The organism is Pseudomonas nitroreducens (assembly GCF_024170165.1).
In the GTDB taxonomy this organism is placed as follows: domain Bacteria; phylum Pseudomonadota; class Gammaproteobacteria; order Pseudomonadales; family Pseudomonadaceae; genus Pseudomonas; species Pseudomonas nitroreducens_C.
This window is the reverse complement of sequence record NZ_JALJXP010000004.1, coordinates 291839-313422: the sequence shown is the minus strand read 5'-3', so window position 1 is coordinate 313422 and position 21584 is coordinate 291839. Positions and strand designations below refer to the sequence as shown.

Sequence of the window (21584 nt, the reverse complement as noted above, 5' to 3'; positions counted from 1 at the left end):
CGACGCTTCGTCGTGACCGCGCCGAACCCCGTGTTGCGAGATGTCCTGATGCCAGGTTGTGGCTCAGGCGCCGCGTAACACGGGGTTCGTCCCTTCGGGTTGCGCGTCAAATCACGCCATGCGTCGTTGCGGGACTAGGCAAGGGCCGGCCATTGCCGTCGTCCCGCGTCTAGCCTGGCGTGATTTGCCGCGGCAACGCGATTCACGCCGAAACATCAACGAACCCTCGTAAGTCTCCGGCGGGCGGCAGCGCCCGCCGGAGAAATCGTGTTATCATGGGTCAGCCGGGAAATCCCGGCTTTTTTGCGTCCGCGAGAATGATGTACGAGAGCCATGTGGCAGGAATTCGGCAAGGCGTTCTGTCTGTTGCTGGTGCTGGAAGGCATCCTTCCATTCCTGTACCCGCGTGGTTGGCGCGACGCCGTGAGCGGGCTCGGGCGCTTGGGCGACCGCAGTCTGAGACTCATCGGGCTGGGCAGCATGCTGCTCGGCACCGTCCTTCTTTACTGCATTCATTGAAGTGCCGCCCGGCCTAAAAAAGGAGAGAGGCGACATGGCAACGGTAGACCGCTGGCTGCTGCCAGATGGAATCGAAGAAGTGCTGCCACCGGAGGCGGCGCGCGTTGAAGCAGCCCGCCGTCAGGTGCTGGACCTGTTCCAGCGCTGGGGTTACGAGTTCGTCGTCACCCCGCATATCGAATACCTGGAATCCCTGCTGACCGGTGCCGGCCAGGATCTGGACCTGCGTACCTTCAAGGTCACCGATCCGGCGTCCGGCCGTCTGATGGGCTTCCGTGCGGACATCACGCCGCAAGTCGCCCGCATGGACGCCCACAGCCTGCGTCGTGAAGGCCCGAACCGCCTGTGCTACGCCGGCAGCGTGCTGCATGCCCGCCCGCGTGCGCTGGCCACTTCGCGCAGCCCGATCCAGCTGGGCGCCGAGCTATACGGCAACACAGGCTCGGCCGGCGACGTCGAAGTCATCAGCCTGTTGCTCGACATGCTCGAAATGGCCCAGGTGCCGGATGTGCACATGGACCTTGGTCATGTCGGCATCTACCGTGGCCTGGCTCAGGCTGCCGGCCTGTCCGGCGAAGTCGAGCAGCTGCTGTTCGACGCCTTGCAGCGCAAGGCGGTGGACGAAGTCGCAGCGCTGACCGAAGGTCTGCCGAGCGAGCTCGCCGGCATGCTCCGTGCACTCGCCGAGCTGTGCGGCAGTCGCGAGGTGCTGGAGCAGGCGCGCGAAGTGCTCGCCGGTGCTCCGGCCAACGTCCAGGCGGCGCTGGCCGACCTGACCGCCATCGCCGACTCGCTGGCCGCGCGCTTCCCGCAACTGCCGTTGTACTTCGACCTCGGCGAGCTGCGTGGCTATCACTATCACACGGGCGTGGTGTTTGCCGCGTTCGTGCCTGGGGTTGGCGAGTCCATCGCCCAGGGCGGCCGTTACGACGATATCGGCGCCGATTTCGGTCGCGCGCGTCCGGCCACCGGTTTCTCTACCGACCTAAAGACCCTGGTCACTCTCGGCCGCGCCCAGCTCGACGAGCCGCGCACCGGAGTCTGGGCGCCGGCCGATGGGGCTGGCTTGTGGCAGGCGGTGCAGCAGTTGCGCCGTCAGGGTGTGCGCGTGGTACAGGCGCTGCCCGGGCAGGATGCGGCTTCGGCTTCCGAAGCGGGCTGCGACCAGCAGTTGCTGGTTCGCGATGGCAATTGGCAGGTGGCTGCGCTCTGAGGCGCGTCACTTCGAGTTTCTGCCGGCCGCGGCCGGCACCGAACATCCACGATGGGGACAAGAGTTATGGGTAAGAATGTCGTAGTCCTGGGCACCCAGTGGGGTGATGAGGGCAAAGGCAAGATCGTCGACCTGCTGACCGACCAGGCTGCTGCCGTGGTGCGTTACCAGGGCGGCCACAACGCCGGTCATACCCTGGTGGTCGCTGGCGAGAAGACCGTACTGCACCTGATCCCGTCGGGCATCCTGCGCGAAGGCGTGCAGTGCCTGATCGGCAATGGCGTGGTACTGGCGCCCGACGCGCTGATGCGCGAGATCGCCAAGCTGGAAGAGAAGGGCGTACCGGTGCGCGAGCGCCTGCGCATCAGCCCGTCCTGCCCGCTGATCCTGTCCTTCCACGTGGCCCTGGACCAGGCTCGCGAGAAGGCCCGTGGCGACTCGAAGATCGGCACCACCGGTCGCGGCATCGGCCCGGCTTACGAAGACAAGGTGGCCCGTCGCGGCCTGCGCGTGGGTGACCTGTTCCACCGCGAGCGCTTCGCTGCCAAGCTGGGTGAGGTTCTGGACTACCACAACTTCGTCCTGCAGCACTATTACAAGGAGCCGGCCGTCGACTTCCAGAAGACTCTGGACGAGTGCATGGCCTACGCCGAAGAGCTGAAGCCGCTGATGGCCGACGTGACCTCGACCCTGCACGACCTGCGCCGCGCCAACGAGAACATCATGTTCGAAGGCGCCCAGGGTTCGCTGCTGGACATCGACCACGGCACCTACCCGTTCGTCACCAGCTCCAACACCACCGCTGGCGGCACCGCTACCGGTTCGGGCTTTGGTCCGCTGTATCTGGACTACATCCTGGGTATCACCAAGGCCTACACCACCCGCGTTGGCTCCGGCCCGTTCCCGACCGAACTGTTCGATGACATCGGTGCGCGCCTGGCCAAGGTCGGTCACGAGTTCGGCGCCACCACTGGCCGTGCCCGTCGTTGCGGCTGGTTCGATGCCGTCATCCTGCGTCGCGCCATCGAGATCAACAGCCTGTCCGGCCTGTGCCTGACCAAGCTGGACGTCCTCGACGGCCTGGAAACCGTGCGCATCTGCACCGGCTACAAGAACGCCGCCGGCGAACTGCTGACCGACGCGCCGACCGACGCCGACAGCTACATCGGCCTGCAGCCGATCTACGAAGACCTGCCGGGCTGGAGCGAATCCACCGTGGGTGTTCAGACCCTGGAAGGCCTGCCGGCCAATGCGCGTGCTTACATCAAGCGCATCGAGGAGCTGGTCGGTGCACCCATCGACATCATCTCCACCGGTCCGGACCGCGCCGAGACCATCGTCCTGCGCCATCCGTTCGGCTGATCCTCAGCTGCACACTGCAACGGGCCGCTCATGCGGCCCGTTGTCGTTTCCAGAGCTCCATTGGCGCATCGGCACGCGCTTTGCTGGTGAAACGGATTGGCGTCTTTCGCGCCAGACATCCGTTACGTCCGGAGGAAGCCCGCCGTGTCCGCCGTCCTGTCTCTGTTGCGCAGCCGCCTGCTGCGCCCCGCTTTCATCGCCCTGGGAATCGCGCTGCTGGTGCAGCTGGTGATTGCCTTGTGGCTGACCCGCAGCACCGTTGATGGTCTGGTCAACGACCTGGGTGCGCACCTGGGTAACGAATCGCAACGCCTGGCTGGTGAACTGGAGCAGGCGGGGCGGGAAGTCACCTCGGGTCTGAACGATCTCTCCAGCCGCACCCGCGAGCGTCTGGGCTCGGCGCTTTCGGCGCGTTTAAAGGAAGAGCAGGGCCAATTGCGCGAGGGGCTGGAGCAGAACCTGCGCCAGTCCGCCACGGAATTGGCGCAGTTGCTCGCTGCCGTGGCGCCCAAGGCGATGTGGGACAATGACGTGCCGGTGCTCTCGGACTACGCCCGGCGCGCCCAGGCCAATCCCAATGTGCTCTTCGTGGTCTACGACGATCCGCAGGGCCAGCACCTGACTCGCTACCTCAATCGCGAAGATGCTCGAGTCCAGGCGCTGCTGGAGAAAGGCAAGGGCGAGCGCGCCCTGGATAAGGTGCTGGAAGCGGCGAGCCATGACAGCTCGGTGTTTCTCGTCGAGGCGCCAATCAGCCCCAATGGTGTGGTCATCGGGACGGTGCGCCTGGGTGTTTCCACCGATGCCATCGAGAAGCAGATCGCCGCACTGGACCAGCGCTTCTCCTCCCTGGTCGCCAGTGGCGATCAGCTGGTGGGCGAGAGTCTTGCCGGCGCGGCAGCGGACAGTACCAAGGCCCTCACCGCTCGCCTGCAGTCGGCGAAGCAAGCGGCGGACGGCATGAGCCAGGGGGCGAAGACTTCCATCGAAGAGGCGGCGGGAACGCTGCGCTGGCGCATCGGCATGGGGCTTTTTTTGGTGGGTCTTGGCGTGCTGCTCTGCCTGGCGATCGTGCTCGGCCGTCGCGTGGTGAATCGCCTGCGCTTGCTGATCGATGCGCTGAACGATCTGGCGGCCGGGGAGGGTGACCTGACTCGTCGCGTGCGGTTGGACAGTCGCGATGAGCTGGGTGAAATGGCGACTGCGGTGAATCGCTTCGTCGACAAGCTCCAGCCCATCGTGCGCGAGGCTGGGCAGGTGGCGCAGCAGACCGGCAGTGAAATCGCCGCGCTGGCCAGTCGCAGTGCCAGCGCCGAAGCGGCGGCGGACCGGCAGCGCAATGAAGTGGCCGGCAGCCTGGAGGCGCTCTCCGGGATGGCGGCGGAGGCAGAAATGGAAAGCCGTTCCATGCAGGCCGCACTGGCGCGGGTGGGCGAGATTCGCCAGGCAGCGCAGGCCAATGCGGCGATTGCGCGCAAGGTCGGGGGGTTGATCGAAACCCTGGAATCCCGCGTGCAGAATGGTGCCGGCGTCATCGAGCGTCTGGCGCGGCAGAGCGAGCAGATCGAAGTGGTGCTCTCGGTGATTCATGGTATCGCCGAGCAGACCAACCTGCTGGCGCTGAATGCGGCCATCGAGGCGGCGCGTGCGGGCGAAAGTGGCCGTGGGTTCGCCGTGGTGGCAGATGAAGTACGTGCCCTGGCGAGCAAGACCCAGCAATCCACCGGAGATATCCAGTCTCACATTGGCGCCCTGCAGGCGGGTGCGCGCGAAGCGGTGTCGGCCATCGGGCAGGCTCGCGAGCAGGCGGTGCAGGGATTGGCGGCTCTGCAAGATAGCGAGCGGCTACAGCGAGAAGTGCAAAGCGCAGTGGAAGAAGTGCACGGCGCCATCGAGGCGGCGACGCATTCGGCACAACAGCAGGCGGCCGGCGCTGCGGCGGTGCGCGGGCGGGTCGAGGTGATCCATGCCGAGGCGAGTCTTGCGGCGGAAGCGGTGAGTGCGACCGCCAGCAGTGGGCGAGTGCTCGATGGATTGGCCGGTCAGCTGCGCGCCAGCTTGGGGCAGTTCAAGGCTTGAGGCTGGCGGGCCTTGCCGGGCGCTCGCGTCCGGCAGGGTAAAAGGCGGAAAGCCGAAAACAAAAAAGCCGAGCTATGCTCGGCTTTTTCGTTTGAAGATGGTGCCCAGGAGAAGACTCGAACTTCCACGGTGTTGCCACCGCTAGGACCTGAACCTAGTGCGTCTACCAATTCCGCCACCTGGGCATGCTTTTCAGCATGGGGTGCGATGATCGCTCATCGTCTTGCGGTGATGCAACCCTTGGTTGCATCTGACGGTCTATCGTTCGGTTATCAGGGTTCCGAACCCGCCTGATAAAGCCTGTCAGAGACTGACTTTATCCTTGAATAAGTGGTGCCCAGGAGAAGACTCGAACTTCCACGGTGTTGCCACCGCTAGGACCTGAACCTAGTGCGTCTACCAATTCCGCCACCTGGGCACTGGAGTCGATGATTACTCATCGTTTCCGTGTTACAACATCTGTCTGACGCTGTGGGCGCGAACTATACGGAGAGCGTTTTCGCTTGTAAACCCCTGATGCGATAAAAAATTTATTCTTGCCCGAAGCTGACCGACAGGCGGGTTTCGCGCTTCAATAAGCACATGGCGATCCATACCCCTATATATAAGGTGACCGCACTTTAATGGCCGATTGGCAAAACCTCGATCCCGAGGCCGCCCGCGAGGCGGAAAAATACGACAACCCCATCCCCAGCCGTGAACTCATCCTGGCGCACCTTGCCGAGCGCGGCGCACCCGCGACGCGGTCCCAGTTGATGGACGAACTCGGCCTCTCCGGCGAAGAGCAGGAAGAAGCACTGCGCCGCCGACTGCGCGCCATGGAGCGCGACGGCCAGCTTATCTATACCCGCCGTGGCGCCTACGCGCCGGTGGACAAGCTCGACCTGATCCTCGGCCGCATCGCCGGCCACCGCGACGGCTTCGGCTTCCTGATCCCCGATGACGGCAGCGACGACCTGTTCCTCAGCCCGACGCAGATGCGCCTGGTGTTCGACGGCGACCGCGCCCTGGCGCGTGTGTCCGGCTTCGATCGCCGCGGCCGCCGTGAAGGCGCAATAGTAGAAGTGGTCGAACGCGCCCACGAGACCATCGTCGGTCGCTACTTCGACGAGAGCGGCATCGGCACGGTCGTCGCCGACAACCCGAAGATCCAGCAGGAAGTACTGATCCCGCCAGGCAAGGCCGGCAAGGCCAAGCACAACCAGTTCGTCCAGGTCCGCATCGACGTCTGGCCGAGCGTGCATCGCCAGGCCCAGGGTGAAGTGGTGGAAGTGCTGGGCGACTACATGGCGCCGGGCATGGAAATCGAGGTGGCCCTGCGCAGCTACGACATTCCTCACACCTGGCCCGAGGCCGTGGAGAAGGAAGCGGCGAAGCTCAAGCCCGAAGTGCTGGAGAAGGACAAGGAAAAGCGCATCGACCTGCGCGCCCTGCCTTTCGTCACCATCGACGGTGAAGACGCTCGCGACTTCGACGACGCGGTCTATGCCGAGAAGCGCAAGGGTGGTGGCTGGAAGCTGTTCGTCGCCATTGCCGACGTCTCTCATTATGTGAAGGTCGGCTCGGCCCTGGATGAAGAGGCGGCCAAGCGCGGTAACTCGGTGTACTTCCCCGAGCGCGTGATTCCGATGCTGCCGGAGATTCTCTCCAACGGCCTGTGCTCCCTGAATCCGCTGGTCGATCGCCTGGCCATGGTCTGCGAGATGAATCTCTCCAAGGCCGGCAAGATGACCGATTACCAGTTCTACGAGGCGGTCATCCATTCCCATGCGCGCCTGACCTACACCAAGGTCAGCCAGTACCTGGAAACCCCGGACAGCCCCGAAGGCCAGCGCCTGAAGGAACAGCTGCCGGCGGTGGTGCCGCACCTCAATACCCTTTATGACCTGTACAAGGTCCTGGTCGGCGCGCGCCACGTGCGCGGGGCCATCGATTTCGAGACCCAGGAAACCCGCATCGTCTTCGGTGCGGACCGCAAGATCTCGGAAATCCGCCCGACCCAGCGCAACGATGCGCACAAGCTGATCGAGGAATGCATGCTAGCGGCCAACGTCGCCACCGCCAAGTTCCTCGAGAAGCACGCCATCCCCGCGCTGTACCGCGTCCACGATGGCCCGCCGCAGGAGAAGCTGAACAACCTGCGCCAGTTCCTCGGTGAGCTGGGCCTGACGCTTTATCGCGGCAAGGGTGACCCGACCCCGGCGGATTACCAGAAGCTGCTGGAGTCCATCCAGGGTCGCCCGGACCTGCAGCTGATCCAGACCGTGATGCTGCGCTCCCTGAGCCAGGCGGTGTACAGCCCCGAGAACGCCGGCCACTTCGGCCTGAACTACGAGGCCTACACCCACTTCACCTCGCCGATCCGCCGCTACCCGGATCTGCTGACCCACCGCGCCATCCGTGGCCTGATCCGCTCCAAGGCGGCATCCGAGCACGTGCAGCGCGCAGGTGCTGCCAGCATGCCCAAGGCGCGTATCTATCCGTACGACGAAGCCCGTCTGGCTCAGCTGGGCGAGCAGTGCTCATTGACCGAGCGCCGCGCCGACGAAGCGACCCGGGATGTCACCAACTGGCTGAAGTGCGAGTTCATGCGCGAGCGCGTGGGCGAGACCTTCCCCGGCGTGATCACCGCGGTGACTGGCTTCGGCATCTTCGTCGAGCTGAGCGACATCTATGTGGAAGGCCTGGTGCATGTCACTGCACTGCCTGGCGATTATTACCACTTCGATGCGGTGCATCATCGCCTGAGTGGCGAGCGCACTGGTCGCAGCTTCCGTCTCGGCGATACCGTGGAAGTGGTCGTGGCGCGTGTCGACCTGGATGAGCGGAAGATCGACTTCGAGCTCTCCGACAACGTGCTCAGCGCGCCCATCGGCCGCAAGAAGCGCGGCGAGAAGGCCGAACCGGTTGCCAAGGGCAAAGCGGCCAAGGGCAAGGCGCCCAAAACCGTGGCGGCAAAAGACAAGCCGACCCGCGCTCCGCGTGCGGTGGCGGATGATCCGTATCTCGCCCCCGATGTCGCTGTGCAGCCGCGCAAGCGCAAGGTTGGGGTGGTCCAGGCGCTGCCGTCGGTGGCCCCGGAAATGCTCGCCAAGGCCGAGGAAATGCTCGGCAATACCGATGTGCGCAAGAGCCGCGAAGTGAAGAAGGCGCTGCTCGAGGAAGCCAAGGTCGGCGGCAACAAGCCGGCAGCCGGTAAAGGCAAGGCCGCGCCCGCCGCGGGCAAGCCGCGCAATCCGTCGAAACAGAAAGCCCGGTCCGCCAAGCCGTCCAAGCACCGCAAGGGAGCTGCTGCGCCCAAGGCGGGTGCCACTGGCGGTGCGCCGGCCAGCAAGCGTAAGGCGAAGAAATGAGTCAGTGGGAAAAGGTCTACGGGGTTCATGCCGTAGAAGCGCTGCTGCGCCATCACCCCAAGCGAGTCAAGCAGCTGTGGCTGGCCGAAGGTCGTCAGGATCCGCGCGTCCAGACGCTGGTCGAACTGGCTGGCCAGACGCGCGTGCCGGTAGGCACGCGCGACCGCAAGGAGCTGGACGAGTGGGCCGAGGGCGTGCACCAGGGCGTGGTCGCCGAGGTCAGCCCGAGCCAGGTGTGGGGCGAGAACATGCTGGAGGAGCTGCTGGAGCGCTCCACCGGCCCGGCACTGCTGCTGGTGCTGGACGGCGTGACCGACCCGCACAACCTTGGCGCCTGCCTGCGCACTGCCGATGCGGCGGGCGCGCTGGCGGTGATTGTGCCGAAGGACAAATCCGCCACCCTCAACGCCACCGTGCGTAAAGTGGCCTGCGGCGCCGCCGAGGTGATCCCGCTGGTCGCGGTGACCAACCTCTCGCGCACCCTGGAGAAACTCCAGCAGCGCGGCCTGTGGATCGTCGGTACGGCCGGCGAGGCGACCCAGATGCTCTACGAACTCGACCTCACCGGGCCGACCGTGCTGGTCATGGGTGCCGAGGGCAAGGGTATGCGTCGCCTGACCCGCGATCATTGCGACTACCTGGCCAAGCTGCCGATGCAGGGCAGCGTCAGCAGCCTGAACGTCTCGGTGGCCACCGGCGTCTGCCTGTTCGAGATCGTCCGCCAGCGCCAGCTCAAGGCCGGCGCCTGACGTCCCCACGCGAGGCGGCCCCTGCCGCCTCGCGCTGCTCAAAGTTTCACCAGTTTTCCTTGCGCCCCCCGGCGTGCTTCTCTAGAATGTCGGCCCTTGTCGTCCGGGCAGGCGTTCGCGCGTGCTTCCGAGCGACAAGGAAAAAATCATTCACTCCTTGTCTGACCGCTTTGTCGGCAGGCTGCAATCCGTAAGGAGCATTTATGCGTCATTACGAAATCGTGTTCCTGGTTCACCCGGACCAGAGCGAACAAGTCGGTGGCATGGTCGAGCGTTACACCAAGGCCATCGAAGAAGACGGCGGCAAAGTCCACCGTCTGGAAGACTGGGGCCGTCGTCAGCTGGCTTACGCCATCAACAACGTGCACAAGGCTCACTACGTTCTGATGAACGTCGAGTGCACCGCCAAGGCCCTGGCAGAAATGGAAGACAACTTCCGTTACAACGACGCCGTGATCCGTAACATGGTCATCCGTCGCGACGAAGCCGTTACCGGCCAGTCCGAAATGCTGAAGGCCGAAGAGAGCCGCAACGAGCGCCGTGAGCGCCGTGAGCGTCCCGAATCGAACGAGGGCGAGTCCGCTGACGGCGAAGATAGCCGCGACAGCGCTGACGAGTAATCCCGGACCAGTATTGAGGAGCCACACACATGGCACGTTTCTTCCGTCGTCGTAAGTTCTGCCGTTTCACCGCTGAAGGCGTGAAAGAGATCGATTACAAGGATCTCAACACCCTGAAGGCCTACGTTTCCGAAACCGGCAAGATCGTTCCGAGCCGTATCACCGGCACCAAGGCCAAATACCAGCGTCAGCTGGCGACCGCTATCAAGCGCGCCCGCTACCTGGCCCTGCTTCCCTACACCGACAGCCACGGCCGTTGATCGGGCAGTCGACTGGAATTGATGGATAGATCGCATGCGCGCATTGGCTGAATTTGTCATGCGAGGCCGCATGCAGGCGACCCTGGTGGTCGTCGCAGCCGCGGTACTGCAGCCGTTGTTCTGGCTCGGTGCCGCAGCAGGCAGTCTGGTGCTGTTGCGCCGTGGTCCGCGTGATGCCTTTGGCATCCTGGCCTGGGCGCTGCTTCCGGCACTGGCCTGGTGGTACCTGGGTGACCCCAGCGTGAGTCTGGTTCTGGTGGGTAGTGCCGTGCTGGCGCAGGTTCTGCGCAGCAAGGTGTCCTGGAACCAGGTGATGCTGGCGAGCGTTTTGCTCGGTGCGGTGTTCGTGCTGCTGCTCAGCACGGTGTCGGCCGGGTTGGTCGCAGGTCTGGCCGATGCATTCGGCAAGGCTCTGCCGCAGGTTCTGGCCGAAGCCAAGCTTTCGCCGGAACAGATGGCCGCCCTGCAGGCGGAGATGGTTCCGACCATCACCGGCCTGATGGCAGCCTCGCTGCAGACGATCAGCCTGTTGTGCCTGATGCTGGCGCGTTATTGGCAAGCAGTACTGTTCAACCCGGAAGGGTTTGGCCGCGAGTTCCGTGCACTGCGCCTGTCGCCGGGCACAGCTGTAGCGCTGCTGGTCGGCGTTGTGGCGCTGCCCTTCGCAGGGCCCGCGGCCACCATGCTGGCGCCGTTGTGCATGATCCCGCTGCTGTTCGCCGGGATCGCACTGGGGCACGGCCTGGCCGCGCTGAAGAAGCTTCCGGGCTTCTGGCTGGCACCGCTGTACCTGCTGGTATTCGTACTGGGCAATGTGATCTGTCTTGTCGCCGTAGTCGACAGTCTGTTTGATTTTCGCGGTCGCCTGGCCAAGCGCCAGAAAGCTGCGAACGGTGAAGGTTAAAAGTTAAGAGGTAAGACTCAAATGGAAGTCATCCTGCTGGAAAAGATCGCCAAACTGGGCAACCTGGGCGACAAGCTGAACGTAAAGGGCGGTTACGCTCGTAACTACCTGCTGCCGCAGGGCAAAGCCACCGCTGCCACCGCTGCCAACGTCGCTGCTTTCGAAGAGCGCCGTGCAGAGCTGGAAAAAGCCGCTGCTGAGAAAAAAGCCGCTGCTGAAGCTCGTGCTGCCCAACTGGCCGAACTGATCGTGACCATCGGCGCCCACGCTGGCGACGAAGGCAAGCTGTTCGGTTCGATCGGCACCCGCGACATTGCCGACGCCGTTTCGGCTGCCGGCTACCCGCTGGAAAAGAGCGAAGTTCGCCTGCCCGACGGCGCCCTGCGCGCTGTAGGCGAATACAACATCGAAGTGCAACTGCACATGGATGTTGATGCAACCCTGCACGTGGTTGTAGTCGCCGAGTAAGCGATCCGTCGCTAGGACGTTTCGCACATCTTGCATGGGCGATTCAGTCCGCTAACATCGGGCACGGTACTGAGCTTCAGTACCGTGCCCTTTGTTTTTTCCGCCTTTGAATTTCTACGAAGAGCCCGCACGAACAGCCCATGAACGACATCACCGTCCCCGAGCAATACGACCTGCAGACCGCTTCCCTCAAGGTGCCGCCGCACTCGATCGAAGCCGAACAGGCAGTGCTGGGCGGCCTGATGCTCGACAACAACGCATGGGAGCGCGTCTCCGACGCCGTGTCCGACGGTGACTTCTACCGCCATGACCATCGCCTGATCTTCCGCGCCGTCTACAAGCTCGCCGAAGCCAACCAGCCGATCGACGTGGTGACCCTGTCCGAGATGCTCGAGCGCGAAGGGCAGCTGTCCCAGGTGGGCGGCCTCGCGTACCTCGCCGAGCTGGCGAAGAACACGCCCTCGGTGGCGAACATCAAGGCCTACGCGAACATCATCCGCGAGCGCGCCACGCTGCGGCAGCTGATCGGCATCAGCAGCGACATCGCCGACAGCGCCTTCAACCCCGAAGGGCGCAGCGCCAACGAAGTGCTCGACGAGGCCGAGCGGCGGATCTTCGAGATCGCCGAGGCGCGTCCCAAGACCGGCGGTCCGGTGGGCATCGGCGACATCCTGGTGAAGACCATCGACCGCATCGACCACCTGTTCAACACCTCGGACGCGCTGACCGGTATCACCACCGGCTTCACCGACCTCGACGAGAAGACCAGCGGCCTGCAGCCGTCCGACCTGATCATCGTGGCCGGCCGTCCGTCGATGGGCAAGACCACCTTCGCCATGAACCTGGTGGAGAACGCCCTGATGCGCAGCGACAAGGCGATCCTGGTGTACTCCCTGGAGATGCCCTCCGACTCCATCGTGATGCGTATGCTCGCCTCGCTCGGCCGCATCGACCAGACCAAGGTGCGTACCGGCAAGCTGGACGACGAGGATTGGCCGCGCCTGACCTCGGCGGTGAACCTGCTCAGCGACCGCAAGCTGTTCATCGACGACACCGCCGGCATCTCGCCCTCGGAAATGCGTGCGCGTACCCGCCGCCTGTCCCGCGAGCACGGTGAGATCGGCATGATCATGGTCGACTACCTGCAGCTGATGCAGATTCCCGGATCCGCTGGCGACAACCGGACCAACGAGATTTCCGAGATTTCCCGCTCGCTCAAGGCGCTGGCGAAGGAATTCAACTGCCCGGTGGTGGCGCTCTCGCAGCTCAACCGCTCGCTGGAACAGCGCCCCAACAAGCGCCCGGTGAACTCCGACCTGCGGGAATCCGGAGCGATCGAGCAGGACGCCGACGTGATCATGTTCGTCTACCGCGACGAGGTGTATCACCCGGAGACCGAGTTCAAGGGCGTCGCCGAAATCATCCTCGGCAAGCAGCGTAATGGCCCCATCGGCACGGTGCGGGTGGCCTTCCTCGGCCGCTACAGCCGCTTCGAGAACCTCGCCCCCGGCATGTACAACTTCGAAGACGAGTAACGTTGACGCATTCCGCGTGACCGACGGGCGCCTTAAGATAGGCGCCCGTTTTCATTGCAGAGGCCGCCATGCGCCCGCTCGTCGCCCACGTCGATCTAGCCGCCATTCGCCACAACTACGCCGTCGCCAAGCGCTGCGCGCCCGGGCGTGAAGCCTTTGCGGTGGTCAAGGCGAACGCCTACGGGCATGGCGCGCGGGAAGTGGTGAGCTGCCTGCACGACGAGGCCGACGGTTTTGCGGTGGCCTGCCTGGAGGAAGCCGCCGAGGTGCGCGCCCTGCATGCCGGCGCGCGCATCCTGCTGCTGGAAGGCTGCTTCGAGCCGGCGGAATACCTGATCGCCGCCCAGCTGCGCCTGGACGTGGCGGTCCAGGGCCCGGAGCAGGCCCGGGCGCTGCTCGCCGCGCAACTGCCCAGCGCACTCAATGTGTGGATGAAGCTGGATACCGGCATGCACCGCCTGGGCTTCTCGCCCGAAGCGCTGCGCGACTGGCACCCGCGCCTGCGCCAGGCGCCGCAGGTGGCCGAGCTGAACCTGATGAGCCACTTCGCCAACGCCGACCTGCGCGGCGATGAGCTGACCGAAGACCAGGTGGCCTGTTTCCTCAGCGTGCTGGACCTGGATTTCGACCTGCGCTCACTGGCCAACTCCGCCGCAGTGCTGACCATTCCCGCCGCGCACATGGACTGGATTCGTCCCGGCATCATGCTCTACGGCGCCACGCCCTTCGCCGACATTAGCGCCGCCGAGCTGGGCCTGCGTCCGGCCATGAGCCTGGAGGCACAGCTGATCGCCGTGCGCGAAGTGGCGGTCGGGGAGAGTGTTGGTTATGGCGCGACCTGGGTGGCCGAGCGGCCGTCGCGCATCGGCACCGTGAGCTGCGGGTATGCCGATGGTTATCCGCGCCACGCCCCGAGCGGCACGCCGGTGCTGGTGGATGGCCGGCGCACGGTGCTGGCCGGGCGTGTGTCGATGGACATGCTGGCGGTGGACCTGACCGACCTGCCCAGCGCCGCCGTGGGCGACCGCGTCGAGCTGTGGGGCGCCAACCTGCCGGTGGACGAGGTGGCGGCCCACGCCGGAACCATCGGCTACGAGCTGCTGACCAAGGTCACCGCCCGCGTGCCGCGTCGCTATCGCAACTGATCAGGCGCGGTCTTCGCTTTCCGCCCATTCGTTTTCCAGCCATTCGTTTTCCGGCCAGAGCTCGCTGGTCTCGCCGGCGGCCTCGCTGGCCATGGCATAGGCCGCCCGGCCGTTGCCCTTCACTTCGTAGAGCGCCTGGTCGGCGGCCTTGTAGAGCTTGCTGAACTGCATGGCGTGGCTGGGATAGATGGCCACGCCGATGCTCGGCGTGACGCGCAGTTCCAGTGTTTCGAACCTCACCGGTCGCGACAGCTCGTTGAGAATGCGGCAGGCGATTTCCTTGGCGTGCCCTTCGGCGTCCGGGCCGGAAATCAGCGCGGCGAATTCATCGCCACCCAGGCGCGCCACACAGTCGCTGCCGCGTACGCACTGGCGCAGGCGGTTGCCGACGTTCTGCAGCATGAAGTCGCCGGCGTCATGTCCGTGGCTGTCGTTGATCGGCTTGAAGTGGTCGAGGTCGATCAGCATCAGGGCCAGCGTTTCGCCGTTCTGTTGGGCATTGGCCAGCGCGTGCTCGGCGTGTTCCACCAGATAGCGGCGGTTCGGCAGGCCGGTCAGGGTGTCGTAGTGCGCGGCGTGCTGCAGTTGCACTTCGCGCTCGCGCAGCAGCTGGTTGCTCTGGGTCAGCTCGGCAGTACGCTCGGCTACGGCGGTGGCCAGGTCCTGCTGGGCGCTCTGCATCAGCGTCAGTCGTGCGCTCTTCTCCCGGTCTGCCTGTTCCAGCGCCTGGGCGCGCTCGCGCTTGAGTCCCTGAATGCGCGATGTGAGGGCAAAGGAGAACAGCACCGACTCCATGGCCACGGCGATGGGGAAGATGTACGAGGTCAGCGGCGACGGCTGCACCAGACCGGTGGCGCGCAGCACCGAAATGCTCACGCTGGTCAGCACCAGGCCGAAACCGAGCAGGTAGAGGAACGCCGGGAACGAACCCTGGCGCCAGCGCACCAGGGCGCCGCCGAGGGCCGCGGGCACGCCGATCAGGGTGATCGCCACCAGCATCCAGCCGGCCAGGCCGCGCAGCTCCAGGGCGCCGAGCGCGATGGTCAGCACGTAGAGTGCACAGTTCAGGTTCAGCAGCCAGTGCGACCAGCGCACGTGGCGGCGGGTCTGCAGCAGGGTGATGGTGAAGCGGTGCACGCACAGGCCCCAGAGCGAGGGCAGGGTGATGCGATCCAGCCACCAGGGCACCGGATGATCAGGCCAGAAGTATTCGAAGCCGTGGCCGCTCATTCCCAGGCTGAAGAGCAGCGCGCTGGCGGTGGTCAGCACGTACCAGAAGTACGCCGGGTCGCGCAGGGTCAGCAGGATGAACAGGTTGTACAGCAGCAGCGCGGCGATCAGCCCGTAGATGAAACCGAGGAACAGGCCGGTGTCGGCGCGGTGGTCCTGCAGGTCGTCCAGCGACCAGATGCGCAGCGGGAAGGAGTTGCCGGCCGGATCGTAGACGCGGGCATAGATGCGCACCGGGCCGGTGCCTTCGGGCAGGTGGAAGACCGGCTTGCGATAGTCGCGGTCGCGGCCCTGGGCGAAGGGCACGGCCTCGCCGGACAGCGTTTCCCGGTAGACGCCCTGTTCGTCGGGTACGTAGAGGCGCAGGTCCTTCAGATTGACCGCGTCCACCTCCAGCCACCAGCCGCCGGGCGGGGTGGCGCGGCGGTCGAGGTCCAGGCGCAGCCACCAGCCGTCGGGGCTCTGGCCGACGCTGGTACGGCCGTTGGCGGGCACGAAGTCGTGGCTGGCCTGTGCCGCTTCCAGCGACAACGGGCCGTCTCGCTCCTGCAGCAGGTCGAGGTGATCGTTGAGCCACGCGCCGCTGGCCTTGTCGTCCAGTTCGAAGGCTAGTGCCGTGTGGCAGAACAGCAGGGTAAGCAACAGCACGAAGGCACGACGCACGACAGGCACTCCCTGGCCTGGCCGGGATGGCCAGGCGTACTGCGGATAGTGGCTGAAGTATAGCCAGATGATGGCATTGGCAATCTACCGCGAGTAGGTTAAATCTGAGTTCATCGGTCGGATTTGTACACTTTTTGTGCTATATTCCGCGCCCGCGTTTTTCCGCGATTCCTACTAGAGATACCCGGTGCCCGTGATGCAAGCCGCCAAACCGCTGTTCGACTATCCCAAGTTCTGGGCCGAGTGTTTCGGCCCGGCGCCGTTCCTGCCCATGAGCAAGGAAGAGATGGATCAGCTGGGTTGGGATTCCTGCGACATCATCATCGTCACCGGGGATGCCTACGTTGACCATCCGTCGTTCGGCATGGCCATCATCGGCCGTCTGCTGGAGGCTCAGGGCTTCCGCGTGGGCATCATTGCCCAGCCGGACTGGCGCTCGAAAGACGACTTCATGAAGCTCGGCCAGCCGAACCTGTTCTTCGGCGTGGCGGCGGGCAACATGGACTCGATGATCAACCGCTACACCGCGGACAAGAAGATCCGCAGCGATGACGCCTACACGCCGGGCGGCCTGGCCGGCAAGCGCCCGGACCGCGCCAGCCTGGTCTACAGCCAGCGCTGCAAGGAAGCCTACAGCGAGACGCCGGTGGTCCTTGGCGGCATCGAGGCTTCGCTGCGCCGCATCGCCCACTACGACTACTGGCAGGACAAGGTGCGCCGCTCCATCCTGATGGACGCGACCGCCGACATCCTGCTGTACGGCAACGCCGAGCGTGCCGTGGTGGAGATCGCCCAGCGCCTGTCCGCCGGCGAGACGGTCGAGCAGATCACCGACGTGCGCGGCACCGCCTTTATCCGTCGCGATACTCCCGAAGGCTGGTTCGAGGTCGATTCCACCCGCATCGATCGTCCGGGCAAGGTCGACAAGATCATCAACCCGTACGTGAACACCCAGGACACCGCCGCCTGCGCCATCGAGCAGGAAAAGGGCGAGCAGGAAGACCCGAACGAAGCCAAGGTCGTGCAGCTGCTGGCCCACCCGCGCCTGGAGCGCGAGCGCACGGTGATCCGTCTGCCATCGTTCGAGAAGGTACGCAGCGACGCTGTGCTGTATGCCCACGCCAACCGCGTGCTGCACCTGGAGACCAATCCCGGCAACGCCCGCGCCCTGGTGCAGAAGCATGGCGAAGTGGACGTGTGGTTCAACCCGCCGCCCATCCCGATGAGCACCGAGGAAATGGACTACGTGTTCGGCATGCCCTATGCGCGCGTGCCGCACCCGCTGTATGGCAAGGAGAAGATCCCGGCCTACGAGATGATCCGTTTCTCGGTGAACATCATGCGCGGCTGCTTCGGTGGCTGCACCTTCTGCTCGATCACCGAGCACGAGGGGCGGATCATCCAGAACCGTTCCCACGAGTCGATCCTCGCCGAGATCGAGGAGATGCGTAAGGTGCCGGGCTTCACCGGTGTCGTCTCCGACCTCGGTGGCCCGACCGCCAACATGTACCGCATCGCCTGCAAGGACCCGGAGATCGAGCGTCACTGCCGCAAGCCGTCCTGCGTGTGGCCGGGCATCTGCGAGAACCTCAACACCGACCACTCCTCGCTCATCGAGCTGTACCGCAAGGCCCGCGCCCTGCCGGGCGTGAAGAAGATCCTGATCGCCTCCGGCCTGCGTTACGACCTCGCCGTGGAGTCGCCGGAGTACGTCAAGGAGCTGGTGACGCATCACGTCGGCGGCTACCTGAAGATCGCCCCGGAGCACACCGAGGAAGGCCCGCTGTCGAAGATGATGAAGCCGGGCATCGGCAGCTACGACACCTTCAAGCGCATGTTCGAGAAGTTTTCCAAGGAGGCGGGCAAGGAGCAGTACCTGATCCCGTACTTCATCGCGGCGCACCCGGGCACCACCGACGAGGACATGATGAACCTCGCCCTGTGGCTCAAGCGCAACGGCTTCCGCGCGGACCAGGTGCAGGCGTTCTATCCCTCGCCGATGGCCAGCGCCACCGCCATGTACCACTCGGGCAAGAATCCGCTGCGCAAGGTCACCTACAAGAGCGACGGCGTGACCATCGTCAAGAGCGACCAGCAACGCCGCCTGCACAAGGCCTTCCTGCGCTACCACGACCCGAAGGGCTGGCCGATGCTGCGCGAAGCGCTGGAGCGCATGGGCCGCGCGGACCTGATCGGCAACGGCAAGCACCACCTGATCCCGACCTACCAGCCGCAGACCGACGAGTACCAGAGCGCGCGCCGCAAGAACTCGACCCCGGCCGGCAGCAAGAAGACCGGCAAGCCGCTGCTGACCCAGCACACCGGCCTGCCACCGCGCGCCAGCAACGGCTCCAAACCGTGGAACAAGGCCGAGGAAGGCAAGGCCACCGGCTACGCCAAGGGCAAGAAGCGCACCACCAAGCGGCAGCCGAACATCCCGCGCTGATCCGTCTGCTCCGTGCCGTGAAAAAAGGCGTGCCCGCTAAGCGGTCACGCCTTTTTGCTGGAAGAAGCTCACGTAGGCCTTGTCCACCTTGAGAATGTGGTGGATCAGCCAGGCCTTGAGCAGCTCCAGCGCCTCGACCGAGACCACCTCGCCATCCTCGTGGCGGTACAGCAGGTCGATGATCTGCCGGTTGAAGCGGTCGTGCTCGGCCCGGTGCGCCTCCTCCTCCGGGTAGCCCAGGCGCTGGAACAGCACCTCCTCGACGATGAAGTGATTCATCGTGTACTCCACCAGTTGTTCCAGCAGCTCGCCGATGGGCTGGCCTTCGCCATCCGGGCCTTTGAGGCTGTCGTACAGCGCGTTGGTGAGGTCGACCAGCCAGCGGTGCTGTTCATCGATCCGCTCGATTCCGATCACGAACTCGTCGTTCCAGGGCATGAAGCTCATCCGTGTACTCCTTGGGATTGGAGCGCAGATGATCGCTATCTGACATCGCCCGGCAGTGATATCCATCAATCAAAGTGCGATGTGTCTGAAGGGCTGGCGTGGCGCGGGATGTAGGAGTATTCTCGGCATAAGTTGGTACGATAGTTCCATATCATAAGAACAAGACCGGAGCCCGCCATGCGTCTCGCCACTCTCTCCCTTCTCGCATTCTCCGTTGCCCTGGCCGCCTGCGGCGAAGGCGACAAGCCCGCCGCCGTCAGTGCCGACTTCCAGAAGGACCTGCAGTCCCGCCTGATCAAGGCCAAGGCCGGCGATGTCATCGACATTCCCGCCGGCACCTATCACCTGGACCGCAGCCTCAGCCTGAAGGTGGATGGCGTGACCATCCGCGGCGCCGGCATGGACAAGACCATCCTCAGCTTCAAGAACCAGAAGGCCGGCGCCGAGGGGCTGTTCGTCGACGCCTCCGACTTCACCCTGGAGAACCTGGCCATCGAGGACACCAAGGGCGACGGCCTGAAGGTCATCGGCGGCAAGAACATCGTCATCCGCAACATCCGCACCGAGTGGACCAACGGCGCCTCCACCGAGAATGGCGGCTACGGCATCTACCCGGTACAGACCGAGAACACCCTGCTCGAAGGCAACGTCGCCATCGGCGCGTCCGACTCGGGTATCTACGTCGGCCAGTCGCGCAACGTGGTGGTGCGCAACAACCGCGCCGAGCGCAATGTCGCCGGCATCGAGATCGAGAACACCATCGGTGCCGACGTCTACAACAACGTCGCCACCGACAACACCGGCGGCATCCTCGTCTTCAACATGCCCAACCTGCAGCAGCCGGGGCGCGGCACCCGCGTCTTCGACAACGACGTGCAGGGCAACAACCACGACAACTTCGGCCACAAGGGCACCCCGGTGGCCAGCGTGCCGGCAGGCTCCGGTGTGGTGGTCAACTCCAATGACGACGTGGAGATCTTCAACAACAAGATCGGCAACCACAAGACCGCCAACGTCATCATCAGCAGCTACTTCAGCACCAACTACTCGGACAAGGCCACCCAGCCCAACTTCGACCCCTATCCCGAAGGCATCTTCATCCACGGCAACACCTTCGGCCCCGGTGGCGACAGCCCCGACCACCTGGAGCTGAAAGCGCTCAAGGTCGCCAAGTTCGGCCTCACCGGGCGCCTGCCGGACATCCTCTGGGACGGCTACTTCAACGAGAAGAAACTGGTCGACGGCAAGCTGCCCGAAGCCCTGGCCATCTGCATCGACAACGGTAGCGCCGGCATCGTCAACGTCGACGGCCCGAACGGCTACAAGAACATCAGTACCGACATCAGCTCGCACCAGTGCAAGCTCAAGCCGCTGCCGAAGATCGAACAGGCCGGCCTCGGCGAGAAGGGCAACAAGGCATGATGAAACCCGCTTCGTTCCTGTTGTCGCTCGCCCTGGCTGCCCTTGTGGCCGGGTGCGGGCAGGAGAGCAAGCCGCGTTATCAACCCGAAGGCGACGACTACCCGGAAAAGCTCAGCGGCTGGGGCATGCTGCACCTGGCGGACGGCCACCTGGCGCCGGCCGCCGAGGTGCTGCCCTATGACCTCAATACCCCGCTGTTCACCGACTACGCGCACAAGCTGCGCACCGTGTGGATGCCCGAAGGGCAGTCGGCGCAGTACGCCGAGGACCGCTTCGACTATCCCGTCGGCACCGTGCTGACCAAGACCTTCTATTACCCGAAGGACGCCCAGGGCAACCTGCTGCAGAACAGCCAGGACGACCGTGATCCGAAAGCCGGGCTCGACATGTCCAGGGTGCACCTGGTGGAAACCCGCGTACTGGTCCGGCAGAAGGATGGCTGGGCGGCGCTGCCCTATGTGTGGAATGCCGATCAGAGCGAGGCGACCCTGGAGCTCGCCGGCGACAGCCCGGCACTGGAGCTCACCGCCGCGGACGGCAAGAAGACCGCCTTCACCTACATGGTGCCGGACGCCAACCAGTGCTCCGAGTGCCACGCCGAGCAGAAAGGCGGCGGCATCGCCCCGCTGGGGCCCAAGGCGCGGCACCTGAACAAGGACTTCGCCTACCAGGGTGGCAGCGAGAACCAGCTGCAGCACTGGCAGGCCCGCGGCTTCCTCAAGGGCCTGCCGGCGCTGGCGCAGGTGCCGCAGAACGCCCTCTGGGGCCATCCGCGCCCCGGCGAGGACCTGGAAAAACAGGCGCGCAGCTACCTCGACGCCAACTGCTCGCACTGCCACAACCCCAAGGGTGCGGCGCGCACTTCCGGCCTCTACCTCGACCCGCACACGCCGGTCTCCATCGCCTACGGCATCTGCAAACCGCCGGTGGCGGCGGGCGGCGGCACTGGTGGAAGGCTGGAAGACATCCATCCCGGCAGCCCGGAAAAGTCCGTACTCAGCTACCGCGTCGGCAGCGACAAGCCGGGCGACATGATGCCCGAGCTGGGGCGCACCCTGGTGCACCGCGAAGGGCTGGAAATGCTCAACCGCTGGATCACCTCGCTGCCCGGCGACTGCTAGTGGAATAGTGCCTGGAGCCCGCCAGGGCTCTGGGCTGCGCGCTGCGAC

17 protein-coding genes, 2 tRNA genes and 1 pseudogene are annotated in these 21584 nt (G+C 64.8%); 16 read left to right on the top strand and 4 right to left on the bottom strand.

The genetic code is table 11. The features are described 5' to 3' along the window. Positions 1 to 333: 333 nt before the first annotated feature. The 5 genes and pseudogenes from J2T47_RS10815 to J2T47_RS29455 all read left to right on the top strand — a co-directional run bounded on the left by J2T47_RS10815 (position 334) and on the right by J2T47_RS29455 (position 5173). On the top strand, positions 334 to 519 hold the full coding sequence (locus tag J2T47_RS10815) for a DUF2065 domain-containing protein (RefSeq protein ID WP_037012084.1): 186 nt from the start codon (positions 334 to 336) through the stop codon (positions 517 to 519). Between the two features lie 34 nt (positions 520 to 553). Continuing rightward, positions 554 to 1732, top strand: a complete 1179-nt coding sequence (locus J2T47_RS10810; RefSeq protein WP_138214041.1) for an ATP phosphoribosyltransferase regulatory subunit — start codon at positions 554 to 556, stop codon at positions 1730 to 1732. Between the two features lie 66 nt (positions 1733 to 1798). Continuing rightward, complete coding sequence (locus tag J2T47_RS10805; protein WP_253445848.1) at positions 1799 to 3094, top strand: adenylosuccinate synthase; 1296 nt, start codon at positions 1799 to 1801, stop codon at positions 3092 to 3094. Between the two features lie 144 nt (positions 3095 to 3238). Next, a pseudogene (locus J2T47_RS29460) lies at positions 3239 to 4315 on the top strand (HAMP domain-containing protein); the annotation flags it as partial. After that, positions 4289 to 5173, top strand: coding sequence for a methyl-accepting chemotaxis protein (locus J2T47_RS29455; protein ID WP_437180974.1), 885 nt, complete (start codon positions 4289 to 4291; stop codon positions 5171 to 5173). The pseudogene J2T47_RS29460 and the gene J2T47_RS29455, both read left to right, overlap by 27 nt. 98 nt (positions 5174 to 5271) lie before the next feature. Here the strand turns inward: J2T47_RS29455 and J2T47_RS10795 are convergent. Further along, positions 5272 to 5358: transfer RNA gene (locus J2T47_RS10795), tRNA-Leu, on the bottom strand. 146 nt (positions 5359 to 5504) lie between these two features. Continuing rightward, positions 5505 to 5591: transfer RNA gene (locus tag J2T47_RS10790), tRNA-Leu, on the bottom strand. Positions 5592 to 5796: 205 nt separating this feature from the next. Between J2T47_RS10790 and rnr the strand changes: the two genes are divergently transcribed. The 8 genes from rnr (at position 5797) to alr (ending at position 14207) form a co-directional block, all read left to right on the top strand. Continuing rightward, positions 5797 to 8526, top strand: coding sequence for a ribonuclease R (gene rnr, locus J2T47_RS10785; RefSeq protein ID WP_253445842.1), 2730 nt, complete (start codon positions 5797 to 5799; stop codon positions 8524 to 8526). Beyond that, positions 8523 to 9275, top strand: coding sequence for a 23S rRNA (guanosine(2251)-2'-O)-methyltransferase RlmB (gene rlmB, locus J2T47_RS10780; RefSeq protein ID WP_253445839.1), 753 nt, complete (start codon positions 8523 to 8525; stop codon positions 9273 to 9275). Before rnr ends, rlmB begins: the two co-directional genes overlap by 4 nt. A gap of 203 nt (positions 9276 to 9478) precedes the next feature. Next, positions 9479 to 9895: a 30S ribosomal protein S6 gene (rpsF, locus tag J2T47_RS10775; RefSeq protein WP_015479136.1), complete on the top strand. Its 417-nt coding sequence runs from the start codon at positions 9479 to 9481 to the stop codon at positions 9893 to 9895. 29 nt (positions 9896 to 9924) lie between these two features. Continuing rightward, positions 9925 to 10155 carry a 30S ribosomal protein S18 gene (gene rpsR, locus J2T47_RS10770; protein ID WP_003095634.1) on the top strand — a complete coding sequence of 77 codons (231 nt, stop codon included), beginning with the start codon at positions 9925 to 9927 and terminating at the stop codon, positions 10153 to 10155. Positions 10156 to 10189: 34 nt separating this feature from the next. Next, positions 10190 to 11059, top strand: coding sequence for a hypothetical protein (locus J2T47_RS10765; RefSeq protein WP_253445836.1), 870 nt, complete (start codon positions 10190 to 10192; stop codon positions 11057 to 11059). A 21-nt stretch (positions 11060 to 11080) separates the two neighbouring features. Further along, positions 11081 to 11527 (top strand): 50S ribosomal protein L9, encoded by a 447-nt coding sequence (gene rplI / locus J2T47_RS10760; RefSeq protein ID WP_015479134.1) that lies wholly within the window; start codon positions 11081 to 11083, stop codon positions 11525 to 11527. 140 nt (positions 11528 to 11667) lie between these two features. Beyond that, entirely contained in the window at positions 11668 to 13062 is a 1395-nt protein-coding gene (dnaB, locus tag J2T47_RS10755; RefSeq protein ID WP_045216252.1) for a replicative DNA helicase, read from the top strand. 68 nt (positions 13063 to 13130) lie between these two features. After that, positions 13131 to 14207 carry an alanine racemase gene (alr, locus tag J2T47_RS10750; RefSeq protein ID WP_253445833.1) on the top strand — a complete coding sequence of 359 codons (1077 nt, stop codon included), beginning with the start codon at positions 13131 to 13133 and terminating at the stop codon, positions 14205 to 14207. Here the strand turns inward: alr and J2T47_RS10745 are convergent, their stop codons facing one another. Continuing rightward, positions 14208 to 16100, bottom strand: coding sequence for a diguanylate cyclase domain-containing protein (locus J2T47_RS10745; protein ID WP_253445830.1), 1893 nt, complete (start codon positions 16098 to 16100; stop codon positions 14208 to 14210). Between the two features lie 196 nt (positions 16101 to 16296). Between J2T47_RS10745 and J2T47_RS10740 the strand changes: the two genes are divergently transcribed. Then, positions 16297 to 18546 carry a YgiQ family radical SAM protein gene (locus tag J2T47_RS10740; RefSeq protein ID WP_253445827.1) on the top strand — a complete coding sequence of 750 codons (2250 nt, stop codon included), beginning with the start codon at positions 16297 to 16299 and terminating at the stop codon, positions 18544 to 18546. Positions 18547 to 18582: 36 nt separating this feature from the next. Here the strand turns inward: J2T47_RS10740 and J2T47_RS10735 are convergent, their stop codons facing one another. Beyond that, positions 18583 to 18993 carry a bacteriohemerythrin gene (locus J2T47_RS10735; RefSeq protein WP_253445824.1) on the bottom strand — a complete coding sequence of 137 codons (411 nt, stop codon included), beginning with the start codon at positions 18991 to 18993 and terminating at the stop codon, positions 18583 to 18585. A 177-nt stretch (positions 18994 to 19170) separates the two neighbouring features. Here J2T47_RS10735 and J2T47_RS10730 point away from each other — a divergent pair, with 177 nt between their 5' ends. Both J2T47_RS10730 and J2T47_RS10725 read left to right on the top strand, forming a co-directional pair. Next, entirely contained in the window at positions 19171 to 20415 is a 1245-nt protein-coding gene (locus tag J2T47_RS10730) for a parallel beta-helix domain-containing protein (protein WP_253445821.1), read from the top strand. Then, complete coding sequence (locus J2T47_RS10725; protein WP_437180970.1) at positions 20412 to 21536, top strand: SO2930 family diheme c-type cytochrome; 1125 nt, start codon at positions 20412 to 20414, stop codon at positions 21534 to 21536. The genes J2T47_RS10730 and J2T47_RS10725 overlap by 4 nt, the downstream gene beginning before the upstream one ends. Positions 21537 to 21584: the final 48 nt, after the last annotated feature.